The sequence below is a fragment of the Streptomyces sp. NPDC017225 genome (genome assembly GCF_044331465.1).
In the GTDB taxonomy this organism is placed as follows: Bacteria; Actinomycetota; Actinomycetes; order Streptomycetales; family Streptomycetaceae; genus Streptomyces.
The window spans coordinates 36205-50270 of sequence record NZ_JBIRNE010000036.1; the positions used below are offsets into that span (position 1 = coordinate 36205).

A 14066-nucleotide genomic window follows, 5' to 3' on the forward strand; every position below is an offset into this window, starting at 1 on the left:
CGGCGGCCACGCCGCCCGCCCGGCGGCTGCGGGCGCCCGGGCCCGGCGGGCCTGGGGCCGCTGTCGGTCTCAGGCGGCGTACAGGTTGAAGGTGGAGGTGCGGCGCGGGCCGCACACCACGTCGAGGGCCGGGTCGACGGTGAGCATCGCCTGGTGCAGCCGCTGAAGCTGCGGCGACGGCTCCACGCCCAGTTCCTCGATCAGCCGGCCGCGCAGCCGGCGGTAGACGTCCAGCGCCGTGGCCTGCCGTCCGGAGCGGTACAGCGCGACCATCGCCTGCGAGTGCAGCCCCTCGTGCTGCGGGTGACGGGCGACCAGGTCGGTGAGCTCGGCGATGAGTTCGGCGTGCCGGCCGAGCCTGAGGTCGACGTCTATGCGCCGCTCGACGGTGCCCAGGCGGCTCTCCTCCAGCCGCATGACCTCGATCTCCAGGATCGGTCCCACCCGGACGTCGACCAGGGCAGGGCCCTGCCAGAGCGCCAGCGCGTCGCGGAGCAGGTCCGCGGCCTCTTCGTCCCTGGCCTCCTCGAAGGCGGCCTGGCCGGCCGTCACCAGTTGCTCGTAGCGGTGCACGTCGACGCTCTGAGGCGGGACCTGGAGCAGGTAGCCGCCGTGCCGGGTGGCGAGCACCTCCTTGGCCCCGCCGGGGGCGTCGGGCCCCATCGCGGTGCCGAGCCGGCGGCGCAGCTGGAGTATGTACGTCTGCATGGTCGTCATGGCGCTCTGCGGCATGTTCGTGCCCCAGATCTCCTCCATGAGCGTGGGCACGGGCATCACCCGGCCCGGATAGAAGGCGAGCAGGGCGAGGATCTGCCTCGGCTTGCCCGCGGTCGGAACGATCGAGACCCCGTTGACGTCGGCGCGCAACGGACCCAGAACCTGTATCTCCACGATTTCCTCCCCGTACCGGTCGGAATGGTCGAGGCCCCTCGGTGGCTCAAAGCCGTCGGCCGTGGAGCAAGCTAGCCCCGTCCGGTCCGTGTCCCCCGGTATCTCCAGTGGCGTTCGAGCGACTCTCCACAGGCCGACTTCCGCCCTGTCGACGCCCTGCTCAAGAACGCTTGTACGACCGCTGGAGCGGGACTCGCGGGCCCGGCCGGGGACGTCGCGCGACGGCTACCGTCCGAAGAGCCCATCACTGTGCCCCCCGACCGTCACCAGACCGGATCACATCCCTCCGGTTCCCGGGCCGGCCGGTCCGGGAACCACCGGTCCGCCGGCGCACCGGCCCACGGCCCGGCCCTTCCACCGGCCCGCCGGCCCACCGACCCGCCGGCCCGCCGACCGACCGACAAGGGAGCCCTCATGGAACACCCACCGGACGGTGCCCCGCCGATCGCGCGGGGTGGTACGGCCACCGGCCGCCGGCCGCCGGCGCCCGAGGCCGGCGGGGAGAGGGAGTTCCGGCTGCTGGGACCGGTCGAGCTGCACGACGGCGCGACGGGCGCGGAGATCGCTCCCTCGGGTTCCAAGCAGCGGGCCCTCCTGTCGGCGCTCGTCCTGCACGCCGACCGCCTCCTGTCCGTCGACCGGCTCACCGAGGAGCTCTGGGGCGACCGGCCGCCGACGAACGCCCCGAACGCCTTGCAGGCCCATGTGGCGCGGCTGCGCCGGCTGCTGCCCGAGACGGGTGAGGGCCCGGACGGCCACGAGTGGATCAGCACCCTGCCGACCGGCTACCTGCTGAGCCTGGGCCCCGCCACCACCGACGTCCAGCGCTTCCAACGGCTGTCCGCCCTGGGCCGGGCGGCGGTGTCGGCCGACCCGGGGTACGCGGTCCGGCTGCTGCGGCACGCCCTGTCCCTGTGGCGCGGTCCCGCCCTCCAGGACAGCCGGCTCGGCCCCCTGTGCACGAGCGAGGCGGACCGGCTGGAGGAACACCGGCTGACGGCGCTGGAGTCGCTGTACGAGGCGAGCCTGTGCTGCGCCCAGCACGGCCAGATCACCGGCGAACTGGAGAAGCTGACCATCGACCACCCGCTGCGCGAGCGGTTCTACGACCTGCTGATGGTCGCCCTGTACCGCAGTGGCCGCCAGGCCGAGGCCCTCGGGGTCTACGAGCGGGCCCGCCGGCGGCTGGTGGAGGCGCTCGGCATCGAGCCGGGGCCGGCGCTGCGTGCCCGGATGGAGGCGGTCCTCAACCACGCCCCCGACCTGTCCGCACCGCCCCACCTGCTCCCCCGGGGCGGGCCCACCACCCTGTCGGAGGCGCTGGAGCTGGGTGGGGAGATCGCCCGCCTGCAACGGCGCATCGACGAACTGAGCCGCTCCCAGGAGGCCCTCGTACGCCGCTACGACACGATGGTCGCGCGGCTCGCCGGCGGCCCCTCACCCCAGAAGATCGCCCCCTGACCACCGGCCCGGACCAGCATGCGCACGGGCGGGCCCCCCGGGCCCCCTGTCCTCCCCCCTGAACCGGTCCCGGCGGAAGTCCGGGGGTGGACTGGGGTGCCCGGGGACCGCCCCGGTGTTCCACGCTGCTGTCCGACGTGCCGTTGCGCAGCCGTGGCGAGAGGACCGGGAACTCACGTGGACGAGATCATCAATGCCGTTGCCCGCGGTGACGCCTCGTCGGAGGACTTCGGAGGGCTGCGGCTGCCGGAGTCCTACCGGGGCGCCGTCGTGCGCCGCGAAGACGTGGCGATGTTCGAGGGCATGACCTCCAGGGACAAGGACCCCCGCAAGTCACTGCACGTCCAGCGGGTGCCGGTGCCGCTGCCGGGCCCCGGCGAGGCGCTGGTCGCGGTGATGGCCTCCTCGGTGAACTACAACACCGTCTGGTCGTCGATCTTCGAGCCGCTGCCCACGTTCGGCTTCCTGGAGCGCTACGCCCGGCTGTCGCCGCACACCGCCCGCCACGACCTGCCGTACCACGTCCTCGGCTCCGACCTGGCCGGGGTGGTGCTGCGCACCGGCCCGGGAGTGAACCGATGGAGGCCGGGCGACCGGGTGGTGGCGCACTGCCTGTCGGTGGAGCTGGAGTCGGCCGACGGGCACGACGACACGATGCTCGACCCCGAGCAGCGCATCTGGGGCTTCGAGACGAACTTCGGCGGACTGGCGGAGCTCGCCCTGGTCAAGTCCAACCAGCTGATGCCCAAGCCCGCCCACCTGACGTGGGAGGAGGCCGCGGCGCCGGGACTGGTCAACTCCACCGCGTACCGCCAGCTGGTGTCCCGCAACGGCGCCCAGATGAAGCAGGGCGACAACGTGCTCATCTGGGGCGCGAGCGGCGGACTCGGCTCCTACGCCACGCAGTTGGCGCTGGCCGGCGGCGCCAATCCGGTCTGTGTGGTCTCCAGCGAACAGAAGGCCGGCATCTGCCGGGCGATGGGCGCCCAGGCGGTCATCGACCGCAGCGCGGAGGACTACCGGTTCTGGAAGGACGAGCACAACCAGGATCCGAAGGAGTGGAAGCGGTTCGGCAAGCGCATCCGCGAGCTGACCGGCGGCGAGGACGTGGACATCGTCTTCGAGCACCCGGGCCGCGAGACCTTCGGCGCCTCCGTCTACGTCACCCGCAAGGGCGGCACGATCGTCACCTGCGCCTCGACCTCCGGCTTCCGGCACGAGTACGACAACCGCTACCTGTGGATGTCGCTGAAGCGCATCGTCGGCTCCCACTTCGCCAACTACCGCGAGGCGTGGGAGGCCAACCGGCTCGTCGCCAAGGGCAGGATCCACCCGACGCTGTCCAAGGTGTACCCGCTGGAGGAGACCGGCCAGGCGGCGTACGACGTCCACCGCAACCTCCACCAGGGCAAGGTCGGCGTGCTGTGCCTGGCGCCCGAGGAGGGCCTCGGTGTCACCGACCACGAGCTGCGCGCCCGGCACATCGGCGCCATCAACCGCTTCCGCGAAGGGCAGGCTCCGACCCCATGACCCAGCAGACCCCGCACACCCCCACCGCACCGATCGGCGTCGTCGGCCTCGGCTCCGTGGGCGAGGCGCTGTTGCTCCTGCTGCGCGCGGCGGGCCACCCCGTCGTCGGTGTGGACACCGACCTCGACGCGCTCGCCCGGGTCGGCACCCGTGCGAAGGCCTCGCCCGCCCCCGAAGGGACACCCGACCCGGTTCTCACGGACGACCTGACGCGGCTCGGCGGCGTCCGCCTGGCCGTAGAGGCCGTCCCCGAGGACCGGGCCGTCAAGACCGGGGTGCTGCGCCGCATCACCGAGGTCTGCCCGCCCGGCACCCCCCTGCTGACCACGACGGCGACCCTGTCCGTCGCCCGGCTGGGCATCGCCTGCGGGCGCCCCGCCGACCTCGCCGGGCTGCGCCTGTTCACCCCGCCCGCCCCGGGCGGCCCCGCCGAGCCGGTGCCGACGTGTCTGACCTCCGCGCAGGCCACCGCCGCGGTGCGCGAGCTGGTGGCCTCGGCGGAACTCACCGAGGTCGAGGTCGGCGCGGGACCCGCCGCCGACGCGGCCGCCCTGGTGCTCGGACTGCTGAACCGCGCGGTCGTCCTGTGCTCCGAGGGCTACGCCTCCCACGAGGACGTCGACACCGCGATGCGTCTGGGCTGCGGGCTGCCGGCGGGACCGCTGGAGACACTGGACCGGATCGGACTCGACACCGCCCACGCGGCCCTGACGGACCTGTGGCGGCGCACGGGCGACACCGCCTTCGAACCGGCGCCGCTGCTCAGCCGGATGGTCGCGGCCGGGCGTCTGGGCCGCAAGAGCGGCGACGGCTTCTACACCTACGACGAGACCGGCGCCCCCGTCCGCGAGCGGAGCGACGCGCCGCAGGAGACCGGCGCCCGGCCGGTACGCCGGGTCGGCGTCCTCGGATCGGGTGCCATGGCCCGGGGGATCGCCGAGGTCACCGCCCTCGCCGGTCACCCCACCGTCCTGGTGGCCCGTAGTGCGGCGAAGGCGGACGCCGCGCTGGAGTCCGTCGCCGGCTCGCTCACCCGGGCAGTACGCCGCGGCAAGGTCGCCCCGGCCGCGCGGGAAGCGGCCCTGGACCGGCTCGAAACCGCCACCGGGTTGGACGCGTTCGCCGACTGCGACCTGGTGATCGAGGCGGTCGCCGAGGACCCGGACGTCAAGCGTGCGATGTTCGCGGCGCTGGGCGAGGCCTGCGCTCCCGGCACCGTCCTGACGACCACGACGTCCAGCCTGTCCGTGGCCGCCTGCGCCGAGGCGTCCGGCCGGCCCGCCGACGTCGTCGGCGTGCACTTCTTCAATCCGGCACCGGTGATGCGGCTGGTGGAGCTGGCGCACGCGCCCGGCACGGACCCCGGCGCGCTCGCCACCGCCCGCGCCTTCTGCCGCGGGCTGGGCAAGACCGTGGTGGAGTGCCCCGACCGCACCGGCTTCATCGTCAACAGCCTGCTCTTCCCCTACCTCGGAGCGGCCCTGGCGCTGCTGGACCGTCCCGGCGCGGACGACCGCGTCGTCGAGCGCACCGACGCCGCCGTGGAGCGCGGATTCGGTTATCCCATGGGCCCGTTCGCACTGCTGGACACCATCGGCCTGGACGTCTCGCTCGCCATCCAGCACCGTCTGTTCGACCACTTCGAGACGCCGGAGCACGAGCCCTCCGACGCCCTCGCCGATCTCGTGTCGGCCGGGTTGCTGGGCCGCAAGAACCAACGGGGCCTGCGCACCGCCGCCCGCTGACCGGGACCGGCCACGGGTCAGTACACCTGGGGAGCGGTGCCGGCCGTCCCGGCGGGGTGGACGGCGGACAACCGCGCCAGGTCGCCCCGCGAGGTCACGCGCAGCTTGCGGTAGACGTGCGTCAGGTGCTGCTCGACGGTGCTGGGCGTGACGTACAGCCGGGCGGCGATGGCCCGGTTGGTGCAGCCGGCCGCGGCGAGCATCGCCACGCGCCGCTCGGCCCGGGTGAGTACGGCGGCCGGGTCGCCGTCCTGGGTGTCGCCGAGGCGGCGCAGCGCCTCGTCGGCGGGAGTGTGCCAGTCCGTTCCGTCCCGCGCCGGCTCACCCCAGTCGGCCAGCAGGTCGCGGCAGGCGTGGAAGTCGGCGAGCGCGGTCCGCGCCCGTCCGGCGGCCAGCAGATGACCGCCCCTGGCCAGCAGGTAGTGCAGCCCGGCCCGGGTACGGAACATGGTGTCCGGCACCGGTACGCGCAGCAGCCGGGCCGCCTCCTCGTGCTCCTGCCGTGCGGTCGCCGCCCGCACGCCCGCCGCCAGCGGCATGCCCACGGCCACGCCCCAGGCCGCGGGCGACATCAGGGACAGCGCCCGTGCCGCGTGTGCCGCGCCGGTGTCGTACGAGCCCGTGCGGACGTGCAGCACGGCGGCCGCGGCCACCGCGACGGCCTGCCGGGCCGCGGTGGTGCCGGCCGGCTGCGCACCGGCGGTCAGTTCGCACCACCGCGCGGCCCGCTCCGTCTCACCGGCGTACAACAGGGCGACGAGCAGGGCGGGTACGGAGGGCGGTGGCGCGAGGGCGTGGGCGACCGACTCCAGCACCCGCTCCACGGCGTCGGGGTCGGGCTCCGCGCTCGTCCGGCCCGCACCTGGGCACAGGTGGCCGAGCGCGGTCCTCACCTCCCGGGCCCGCGGGCCGTCCCCGGCGCCGGCCGCGCCCCGGGCCACCGTTTCGTACCGGCCGTGCCACAGCAGCAGGGCCGCCGCCTCGGCCCAGCGCCCGTCGTCCGGGCGGCCTGCGGCGAGGTCGCGCTCCAGGGCGGGCAGATGGCGGATGACGGACGCCGGATCGCTCTCCCACTCGGCCCGGGCGAGCGCGGTCAGCATGCCGTCGGGGCGCCGCCCGCCGTCGCGCAGGCGGTGGGCGGTGCGCAGGAACTCGGCGGCGCGGCGCGCCTGCCCGGCCGGCATCGCGTGCCGGGCCGCCTCCGCCAGCACCGGGACGGCCCATGCCGGGGTGTCGCCGGCGCCGCCGTCGGCGGCCCGGGCGGCTTCGGCGGCGACGAGGTGACCGGCCACGGCGGGCGGTTCGGCGCCGTGGTCGTAGAGCACACGGGCCGCGCGGGCGTGCAGCCGGGCGCTCTCCTCGGCGGTCAGCCACTCCAGTACGGCGGCGCTCACCCCCTGATGGCGCAGGCGGCCCGCGTCGAGCAGTCCGGTCGCCTCGAGCGCGGCCAGACGCGGGACCACGGCCCGTTCGGGCACGCCCAGGAACCGGGCGAGCAGCGTCAGGGTCACCTGGTCCGCGAGCACGGCCAGGGCCTTGGCGGTCTGCGTCACGGGGGTTTCCGCGCCGGGCAGGCAGCCGACGACGGCGCGCCGGAAGGCGGTGCCGGCGACGGGCCGGGTCGGACGCACCGGTCCGCAGTCCCGGTGGTCCGCCAGCAGACCGTGCAGCAGCCGCGGGTTGCCGCCCGTGAAGCGGTGCCAGTCGGCGGCCGGCCGCCGGGCCGCCTCCGCGTCGCCGGTGCCCGCCGGGCCGGCGCGCAGGAACTCGGCGACCGCGTCCTCGGACAGGGTGCGCAGGGGCACGGGCACGCAGCGCGGGTGCCGCAGCACCTCGGCCAGTGGCAGCGAGGGCGCCGTCCGGGGCCGTCCGGCCAGCACCAGCAGGATGCCGGTGGCGGCCAGTCGCCCGCACAGGTAGAGCAGGCAGCGGGCGGACGGCTCGTCCGTGTGGTGGACGTCGTCCACGGTCACGACCAGGGGCCGCCGGGCGCCGAGCGCGCGCAGCGCCTCGTACAGCGCCTCGGGCCGGCTCGCGTCCCCGTCACCGGCTCCGCCGGGCGCGGGGCCCGTGCCGGCGGCGCTGCTGAGGAGTTGGCCCACCACGCCGAGCGGCAGTTCCGACTCGGCCTCGGTCGCGCAGGCGCTCAGCACCGTCGCGCCGGCGCCGGCGGCCCGGTCGGCGAAGGCTCGCAGCACCGCGCTCTTGCCGGTGCCCGGGCTGCCGGTGATCACGGCGGCGCTCCCCCGCCCCTGCCGGGCGTCCGTCAGCAGACCCTCCAGCAGCCGGAGTCGGTCCTCGCGCCCGATCAGCTCCACAGCCGTCCCCTCGCGTTCATCCCGTCGCCGGCACCGGCTCGGGCAGGGTCACCAGCCGCGGGGCGGACCGGCCCCACGGGAAGCCGTGGTGGAGCTGGAGGACGGGCGGCGCGTCGGAGTCGGCCAGGACGGCCACCGCGACCAGCACGTCGGGCACCGGCTCCAGCTCGACGAACCGCCACCGCCGCTCGGTGTCGTTCTCGGGCGGCTGGAAGCCGAGGACGCCCCGGTCCTCTGCCAGCGTGAAGGAGAACGCGTCGAAGGGCAGGCCCAGACCCAGCCCGCGCGCCTTGGAGTACGCCTCCTTCAGCGTCCACAGCCGCAGCAGCCGCCGGTCGCGGGGGCGGCCTGGGGCGGCCCGCGTGACCCAGTCCCGCTCCCGTGCGGCGAACGTCTCCAGAATCGTGTCGAAGCCCTGGTCGCCGCGGTCGAGACGCTCCACGTCCACGCCGATACGGTGGCGCCGCACCACACCGAGCAGGTTGTGACCGCCCGCGTGCGAGAGGTTGAAGTCCAGATCGCGGCCGCCGCGGGGCAGCCCGTCCGGCGGCTTCTGCAGGAACGGCCGGCCGCGCGAGGACCGCCAGATGACGGCCTCGGCCTCCGGCAGCCCGCTCTCCAGGGCGAGTACGCGCCGTACGAGGGAGTGCGCCACCAGGTACTGGCGCCGGTCGCGTTCGAAGAGAAACCGGCCGGCGATCTCCTGCTCGTGTTCGTCCAGCCAGTGCCGGGCCAGGATGGCCGCGATGCCCGGGGCCAGCTCGTCGTTGGGGCAGAACCACAGTTTCACGGGCTCGGGCCGGTCCCGGAGGGCCGGGGCGGCGCCGGCCGCGAGGACTTCGGTCGTCATCCGTTCGGCTCCGGTTCCTCCGGGGCGCCGTCCGCGCCCAGCCACAGCGGCCGGCGCAGCCGGGCGGACGGTGGCGGCGGCTCGGCGGGTGCCGTCCACGGCGACGCGGCCTCCAGTGCGGCCCAGTCGACGTCGACGCCGTTCAGCCAGAGCCGGGCCAGGTGCGCGGTGCGTCCGGCGCGCCACAGGGCGGCGAGGTAGTCGCGGGTCTCCGGCAGGTCGTTGAGGCCCAGTGGGTCTCCTCCGCCGTCGCGCAGATCGGCCGTGCCGGCCTCGTCGCCGACGCCCCCGGTGTCCGCGTAGTGCCGCAGCACGGCGACGAGCCCGGGTACGTCCGACGCGGGCAGGGCGATCCGGCACGGCATGGCGGCGCGCCCCACGCGCAGGGCACGCGCCACGCCCGCGGGCGGGGGGCCTGCCGCCGGGCGGCCGGCGTCCGCGGTTTCGGACAGCCAGTCGGCCAGCCGACGGGCGGTGGCGGCGAGATGGGCGGGGGTCGGAGCGGACAGCAGAAGTGGCCCTCCGTCCCCGTCGGTGTCCGCCGCGCCGGGCAACGCCCCCGGGTACTCCTCGACCACGGCCCGCGCCACGGCGCCGCCGTCGGCCACGATCTCGACCGTGGCGGTACGCGGCACCTCTCGTCCCGCCTCGTCGCACGGCCGCGGCCACGGAACCTCCCTGGTCTCACCGGCGCCGGGCACGAGCACCCCGTGCCGCACCTGGAGCACGGCGGCGGTCAGGGCCGCGATCCCGGTGACCGCGCCGGCCGATCCGATCCGCCGTGAGGTCGTCTCGCGGGACTCGTGCGCTCCGCTCGTCCGGTGGGGTGCGGCGGCGTCCGGCCGGCCGCGGCGCCGGACGGTGTGGCCGCCGGCGGTGTCGCGGACGACGGCGTGCACACGGTCCCCGTCCGCGAGTGCGCGGCGCAACGGTTTGAGCACCACGGCACCGACGCCCTCGCCGGCGCCGTCCCTGACACGTGAGGGGTGCAGCAGCAGTTCGACGCCTCCCACCACGGCTGCCGCGCACTCGTCGCGGCGCAGCGCGCCGACGGCGAGGTGGAGGGCGGTGAGGGCGGAGCACTCGGCGGTGTCGACGGCCTGTGCGGGCCCGGTCAGCTCCAGTGACGCGGCCAGCCGGCCGGGCAGGCCCCAGTGGCCCGCCGAGGGTGTGGTCCGTCCGTCGGCGGCCCAGGCCGCCGCGGCCAGGAGTGCGTAGTCGTGGCTGCTCGCTCCGACGAACACGCCCATGGCGCGCGCCTGTCCGCCCGCGGCGGTCAGGGCGTCCAGCCGGGAGCCGGTGTATCCCGCGTCCTCCAGCGCTTCCCAGGCGACCTCCAGGAAGAGCCGCTCCTGCGGGTCCGTCAGGGCGGCCTCGACGGGTGCGACGCCGAAGAACTCGGGGTCGAACTCGGCCACGCCGTCGAGGAAGTGTCCGCGCCGGCCGGGTGCCGACGGGGCGAGGCCGGGCCGGGTGGCGGGCACGGCCGAGGACGTGTCACGGCCCGTTCGCAGGTTGTCCCAGTAGGCGTGCAGATCGGGGGCGAGGGGGTAGCGGCCGGCGATGCCGACGACGGCGTAGCGGTCGTCCACGGCGGGGCCGTCACGGGGCGGCACGGCACTCGGCGCGGCGTACGGATCGGCGGGCGGGGCCACGGCGTCCGTACGGGCACGCGGGAGCGCGGTGTCCGGCCGGGCCGACGGGAGCGGGGCTTCGGTCCCGGCCTGCCGCGCTCCGGTCAGCAGGCGGGCGGCGTCGTCCCGGCCGAGGGCTCCGGCCTTGAACCGGGTGAGGATCTCACGTTCGTCCATCGGGCACACCGGTCCGTTCAGGCCCGCCGGGGCAGCAGGGCGAGGGCGTCGTCCACGGAGATCCGGTCGTCGCGCACGGCGTCGAGGAGGTCCGCCAGGTCCGGAACCCCGCCCGGGGCCGGCCCGGGGTCGGTGACGGAGGTGATGTGTGCGGCCATCACCGCGAGGTCCGGGTGGTCGTACAGCGAGACGGCGCGCTCCCGCGTGCCGTAGATCTCGTTGATCGTCGCCACGAACTGCGCGCCGAGGATGGAGTCGATGCCCAGGACGTTGAAGGCGGCCGTGGTACTGATCTCCCAGGGGTCGCAGCACAGGATGCGGGCGAGTTCCTCGCGCAGCACCTCCAGCACCGCCTCCCGCGCCGAGGCGTCGGTCCGGGCCGGTCCGGCCGGCGCGCCGGGCCGCTGCCGTCCCGGTTCCGGCGCCGCCGGCGTCGTGGGCCCCGGCGCCGAGCAGGCCGGTGCCGGGGGCTGGGCGAGCCGCGCGCCGGGGTGGACCGGCGTCCCGGCCCGGGGGTGGCCCGAGGCTCCCCGTTCACGGGTCACGTGCCGGGCGAAGGCCAGCGGGGTGGGCTGGTCGAACAGCGCGTCGGGTTTGACCGCGGTGCCGTAGCGCGCGTTGACGGTGGCGACGAACTCGACGGTGAGCAGCGAGTCGAGCCCCAGCGACCGGAAGGTCTGTTCCGGGTCGATCTTCTCGGACTTGAGGTGCAGGACGGCGGCGAGGATGCCGACGAGTTCGGTCAGCAGGTCGTCGGGGGGCGGCTCGAAGGCCGTGGGCGGACGTGTCCGGCTGCTGTCATAGGACATGGTCTGACTCCTGGGGTTCCGTTCCGGAGGGCCGGTGACGGACGGGTCGTTGGTGAGGCCGGCACGCGCGGGAGACGGGCGGCAAGGCGGCGGCCACGGTCAGGCCACCTCCGCGGGCCGTGGGCACAGGCTCGTGGAATGGACGTCGTAGCGCCCCACGTGCTCGGCGGGGACCAGGGCGGGCAGCAGGAACTCCCACAGCGCCGCGACCCGGAGTCCGGGCCCGTCGGGGTGCTCCCCGGCACCGGAGAGCACCGCCAGTCCGCACACGGCCGCGGACAGCGCGGTCTCGGGTCCCTGAGCGCCGAGGTGTTCGCGCAGTTCGCCGGCCTTGCGGGCGCGGGTGACCAGCCGCAGTACTTCGCTGGTCCACGCCTGGCGGACGTCGGCGACCGGGGGCTGCCGTCCGGTGCACTCGTCGGTGATGCGCAGGCCGGCCCGGACCACGGGGTCCTCGTGCAGCACCCGCGTCAGCCAGTGCGACGTGTCGATGAGGCTCTGTACGGCCGGCACTCCGGCCTCGCGCTGCCGGTGCACGAAGTCGCGCAGCACGGCGTGCGCCTGTTCCTGTACGGCGTCGGCCAATCCGTCCTTGGAGGCGAAGTGGAAGTACAGGGCTCCCTTGGTGACACCCGCCGCGTCCGCGATCTGTTCGAGTGAGGCGCTGGCGTAGCCGTTCCGGTCGAACATCCGCGCCCCGGCGCGGACCAGCCTGCGTCGCGTCCTCTCCGACCTGGCCTGCATGGCTGTTCCCCCGCCTACCCGACCCGGCTGAGCCGCTCGCCACCGGCTGCCGCGCCGACCGGCACGGACTCGGGGCCCGACATGAGGATCGAGCGCTGCATACGGCGCAGGCCCGCGGACGGTTCGAGGCCGAGTTCCCGGACCAGCGCGTTGCGCAGTCGCTGGTAGACCTCGAGTGCCTCGCTGCGCCGGCCGGAACGGTGCAGGGCGAGCATGAGCTGGCCGTGCAGGTTCTCGTGGGTGCGGTAGCGGCTGACGAGCACGGTGAGCTCACCCAGCAGTTCGCGGTGGCGTCCCAGCCGCAGATCGGCCTCGAAGCGCTGGTCCAGCGCGCACAGCCGGGTCTCCTCCAGCCGCCTGGTCTCGATCTCCAGCTGGGGTCCGGTCTGCACGTCGGCCAGCGCGCCCCCGGTCCACAGTCCCAGGGCGTCGCGCAGATGGCGGGCCGCGCCCGCGAAGTCGTCGGCGTCCATGGCCCGGTAGCCCAGGCCGGCCAGCCGCTCGAACTCGCGGACGTCACTGGTGCCGTCCGACGTGTTGAGCAGGTACCCGCCCGGCAGGGTGACGAGCACGTCCTTGGCGGTGCGTCCCACGGCGTTCTCGGGATCGTGCCGGAGGGCGGCCGAGATCAGTTCCCGGATCTGGAGCACGTACGTCTGGAGCGTGGTGCGCGCGCTGCGCGGCGGCCGTTCGCCCCACAGTTCGTCTATCAGTGTCCGGACAGGCACCACCTGGTCCGCCTGGAGGGCGAGCAGCGCGAGCACCTGACGCGGTTTCGGCGCCGTCGGGGTGACCGAGATGCCGTTCTCCCTGACGCCGAGCGCCCCCAGAACGTCGATGTCCATGCCGTCTCCCCTAGTCCCTGCATGAGTCGTCCTGACACAGCCGCTTTCTGGCATGACCCAACTAAAAAACAGGACGGATGGTTTGTCAATACCAAACCAACTGCGCTGTTTAATTCTACGCACCACGCTTGAGTGCCACTCGGCCCCTAGACGACCCGTGCAAATAGGGATATTCCAGGCGACTCCACGGTCTCTTTTTGAGTTGCTTAACAGCCGCTTCGAGCCCGCTTCGAGCCCGCTTCGCTACCCTCTGCCTGCGATGACCAGGCCGTGGCGCTCCGTCAGGCGGGGCAGCAGCAGCTTCCAGAAGCCCTCGACCCGCTCCTCCGCCAGCCACGACTTGTCCTCGCCGCCGAGTACCTCGAAGCCCACCGTGGCGGCCACGACGGCGGTCGCGGCGTCGGCGGCACAGACGCCCGGGGCGAGCCAGCCGTCCCGCTCGGCATGCCCGACCGTCTCCTCGACCCAGAGCTGCCACTCCCGCCGGAGCGAGGCGCCCTCATCCCGGCCGGGGTCGTCACCGAGCTCGAAGCCGGCCCGTACGACGGCGTCGTCGGCGATGCGGCCCACCAGGCCGTACGTCGCGTCCACCAGGGCGGGCAGTGCGCCCGCGTTCCGGTCCAGCGCCTCCTGGAGGATCCGGCGCAGCGTCGCCAGGGCTTCCTCCTCGACGGCCCGCGCCAACGCCCTCTTGTTCTCGAAGTGGAAGTGCAGGGCGCCGTTGCTGACCCCTGCCGATCTGCTGATCGTCGACAGCGAGGCCGCCGCGAACCCTTCCCTCGCGAAGAGTTCGGCCCCGGCGCGGATCAGCGCCTGGCGAGTACGGAGCGCCCGCTCCTGCTTGACCATCAATCGTCTCCTGGCTGGGGCCCTGGTTCCACGGCGCGCAGGGCACCCCGTGCCGTCTTGCCGCGCCTGTCGTTCGTCCGTTCACTGCGGGGGGTTGCCGTGCTTGCGGGAAGGTTGGTCGGCGTGCTTGGTGTGGAGCATCGCCAGGGACTTGATGAGCACCTCGCGGGTCTCGGCGGGGTCGATGACGTCGTCGACCAGGCCGCGTTCGGC

General features: G+C 74.6%; 12 protein-coding genes. 3 read left to right on the plus strand and 9 right to left on the minus strand.

What is annotated here, in order from left to right:
• Positions 1–69: 69 nt before the first annotated feature.
• Positions 70–891 (minus strand): AfsR/SARP family transcriptional regulator, encoded by an 822-nt coding sequence (locus tag ACH4NX_RS37550; RefSeq protein WP_351400632.1) that lies wholly within the window; start codon positions 889–891, stop codon positions 70–72.
• Between the two features lie 414 nt (positions 892–1305).
• Here ACH4NX_RS37550 and ACH4NX_RS37555 point away from each other — a divergent pair, with 414 nt between their 5' ends.
• From ACH4NX_RS37555 to ACH4NX_RS37565, 3 genes are all read left to right on the plus strand, one after another.
• Positions 1306–2352, plus strand: a complete 1047-nt coding sequence (locus tag ACH4NX_RS37555) for an AfsR/SARP family transcriptional regulator (protein ID WP_351400631.1) — start codon at positions 1306–1308, stop codon at positions 2350–2352.
• A 177-nt stretch (positions 2353–2529) separates the two neighbouring features.
• Positions 2530–3882, plus strand: coding sequence for a crotonyl-CoA carboxylase/reductase (gene ccrA, locus ACH4NX_RS37560; RefSeq protein WP_351400630.1), 1353 nt, complete (start codon positions 2530–2532; stop codon positions 3880–3882).
• Complete coding sequence (locus ACH4NX_RS37565) at positions 3879–5627, plus strand: 3-hydroxyacyl-CoA dehydrogenase family protein (RefSeq protein ID WP_398130319.1); 1749 nt, start codon at positions 3879–3881, stop codon at positions 5625–5627. The genes ccrA and ACH4NX_RS37565 overlap by 4 nt, the downstream gene beginning before the upstream one ends.
• 17 nt (positions 5628–5644) lie before the next feature.
• Here ACH4NX_RS37565 and ACH4NX_RS37570 read toward each other — a convergent pair whose 3' ends face one another.
• The 8 genes from ACH4NX_RS37570 to ACH4NX_RS37605 form a co-directional block, all read right to left on the minus strand.
• Positions 5645–7945: an AAA family ATPase gene (locus tag ACH4NX_RS37570; protein WP_398130320.1), complete on the minus strand. Its 2301-nt coding sequence runs from the start codon at positions 7943–7945 to the stop codon at positions 5645–5647.
• 16 nt (positions 7946–7961) lie between these two features.
• Complete coding sequence (locus tag ACH4NX_RS37575) at positions 7962–8795, minus strand: 4'-phosphopantetheinyl transferase superfamily protein (RefSeq protein ID WP_351400627.1); 834 nt, start codon at positions 8793–8795, stop codon at positions 7962–7964.
• A complete protein-coding gene (locus ACH4NX_RS37580; RefSeq protein WP_351400626.1) occupies positions 8792–10606 on the minus strand; it encodes a beta-ketoacyl synthase N-terminal-like domain-containing protein in 1815 nt (604 codons plus the stop codon). The genes ACH4NX_RS37575 and ACH4NX_RS37580 overlap by 4 nt, the downstream gene beginning before the upstream one ends.
• Positions 10607–10623: 17 nt before the next feature.
• Positions 10624–11415 (minus strand): phosphopantetheine-binding protein, encoded by a 792-nt coding sequence (locus ACH4NX_RS37585; RefSeq protein WP_398130321.1) that lies wholly within the window; start codon positions 11413–11415, stop codon positions 10624–10626.
• A 99-nt stretch (positions 11416–11514) separates the two neighbouring features.
• Positions 11515–12159 carry a ScbR family autoregulator-binding transcription factor gene (locus ACH4NX_RS37590; protein WP_351400624.1) on the minus strand — a complete coding sequence of 215 codons (645 nt, stop codon included), beginning with the start codon at positions 12157–12159 and terminating at the stop codon, positions 11515–11517.
• Between the two features lie 14 nt (positions 12160–12173).
• A complete protein-coding gene (locus ACH4NX_RS37595; RefSeq protein ID WP_351400623.1) occupies positions 12174–13004 on the minus strand; it encodes an AfsR/SARP family transcriptional regulator in 831 nt (276 codons plus the stop codon).
• 243 nt (positions 13005–13247) lie between these two features.
• Entirely contained in the window at positions 13248–13853 is a 606-nt protein-coding gene (locus ACH4NX_RS37600) for a ScbR family autoregulator-binding transcription factor (RefSeq protein WP_351400622.1), read from the minus strand.
• A gap of 81 nt (positions 13854–13934) precedes the next feature.
• Positions 13935–14066, minus strand: a 132-nt coding sequence (locus ACH4NX_RS37605; RefSeq protein ID WP_398130322.1) for a carboxyl transferase domain-containing protein, incomplete at its 5' end; no start/stop codon positions are given.